Source organism: Aneurinibacillus danicus, assembly GCF_007991215.1.
Taxonomy (GTDB): domain Bacteria; phylum Bacillota; class Bacilli; order Aneurinibacillales; family Aneurinibacillaceae; genus Aneurinibacillus; species Aneurinibacillus danicus.
The window spans coordinates 1-1,929 of sequence record NZ_BJXX01000251.1 but is presented as its reverse complement, the minus strand read 5'-3'; the positions used below and the strand labels follow the sequence as shown (position 1 = coordinate 1,929).

Below are 1,929 nucleotides of genomic sequence, written 5' to 3'. Positions count from 1 at the left end.
GCGACCCGAAGCTTACATGCATTCTGGGTCAACGTTTTTGGACAGAAAAAATTATTAAAAGACTCCAAAAGCGGTGTCATGCACATTGTCTTGTTCTATGGGTTCCTGCTCGTGCAGTTCGGAGCCATCGATTTAATCTGGAAAGGGCTGAAGCCGGGCTCGCATCTTCCTTTTGGCTCTGCGTATCCGTACTTTCTCTTATTCCAGGAAATCGTTGTTGCCGCCATCTTGCTTGCGATTTTCTACGCCTGGTATCGTCGTAATGTTGAGAAATTAAAGCGCTTAAAACGAGGCTGGAAGGCCAACCTGGTTGTCTGGCTGATTTCGATTCTGATGATGAGCACGTTGCTGTCTGAAGGAATGGAGATTGTCTGGCTGCATCCGGAGGAAGTCGGCTTCCGTTCCACGCAGCCGATCGCATCCGGCATCGCGGTTGCGTTTGCCGGCATCGGCTCTACCGCTGCAGGGGTCCTATTCTATGTGTTCTGGTGGATACACCTTTTCACGCTCCTGTTCTTCCTGGTGTACATCCCGCAGGGCAAGCACGCGCACTTGATTTTTGCCCCGTATAACTGGCTGATGAAAGACAAAACCCGTCCGCCGGGAAAACTCAGCACCATCGACTTTGAGAAGCTGGAAGAAGAAGGGGCGGAAGAGTTTGGCGTCGGACGCATTGAGAACTTTACGCAGAACCAGCTCATTGACTTGTACGCCTGTGTGGAGTGCGGACGATGCACCAGCATGTGTCCGGCTGCAGGTACAGGCAAGACGCTGTCACCGATGGACTTGATTGTCAAAATGCGCGACCACTTAACGGAAAAAGGGGCGGCGATTACCGGCCGTACGCCGTGGATGCCAGCCCGTCTGTTTAAAGAATCAACAGGCAATGTGCTGGCCGCACAGGCACGCGCAGCCGGAGCAGGAGCCGTCAGTCAGGCCGGGCAGGAGATAGCAGCAGCGACGGAAGGTTCCGCTGCGCTGAAAATCGACTATGATGTTCAACTTATCGGTGATGTGATCACCGAAGAAGAGCTGTGGGCCTGTACAACCTGCCGCAACTGTGAAGATCAATGTCCGGTAGCCAATGAGCATGTGGGCCATATTATCGATATGCGCCGTTACCTCGTCATGACGGAAGGACGCATGCCGTCCGATGCCCAGCGCGCGCTGAGCAATATTGAGCGCCAGAGCAATCCCTGGGGCATCAACCGGAAAGACCGGATAAAATGGCGGGAAGGCATGGAGGATCTGGTGCCAACCGTGAAGGAAGCCGACGAATTCGACTACCTGTTCTTTGTCGGTTCCATGGGATCATTCGACAACAGAAGCATTAAGATCACGCAATCGTTTGTACGTGTGATGAATAAGGCGGGGATCAAGTTCGCGATTCTTGGCAATGAGGAGAAGAACTCGGGCGATACAGCGCGCCGTCTTGGAAATGAGCTGCTGTTCCAGGAGCTGGCCATGGAAAACATTAGTAATTTCCAGAAGTATGGTGTCAAGAAAATCGTCACGATGGACCCGCACGCCTACAATACATTTAAGCATGAGTATCCGGAATTCGGTCTTGAAGGGGTAGAGGTATACCATCATACTGAATTGCTGGCACAGTGGCTGAAAGAAGGACGCCTTAAGCCGGTCAACGAAGTGAAAGACCGTGTGACTTTCCATGATTCCTGTTACCTGGGACGCTACAATGACATCTTTGATGCCCCGCGTCAAATTCTCTCCGCGATTCCGGGTGTGGAAATCGTCGAGATGGAGCGTTCCGGCTGTGACAGCATGTGCTGCGGCGCGGGCGGCGGCATGATGTGGCAGGAGGAGCATCAGGGGACGCGTGTAAACATTGCGCGCACAGAGCAGGCGCTGGCTGTGAACCCCACCACCATCGGAAGCGCCTGTCCGTACTGCCTGACGATGCTGTCGGAT

At 53.4% G+C, this 1,929-nt stretch carries 1 protein-coding gene; it reads left to right on the top strand.

Annotated elements, in window-relative coordinates:
• Window positions 1-1,929, top strand: a 1,929-nt coding sequence (locus tag ADA01nite_RS21540; RefSeq protein ID WP_146812476.1) for a (Fe-S)-binding protein, incomplete at both ends; no start/stop codon positions are given.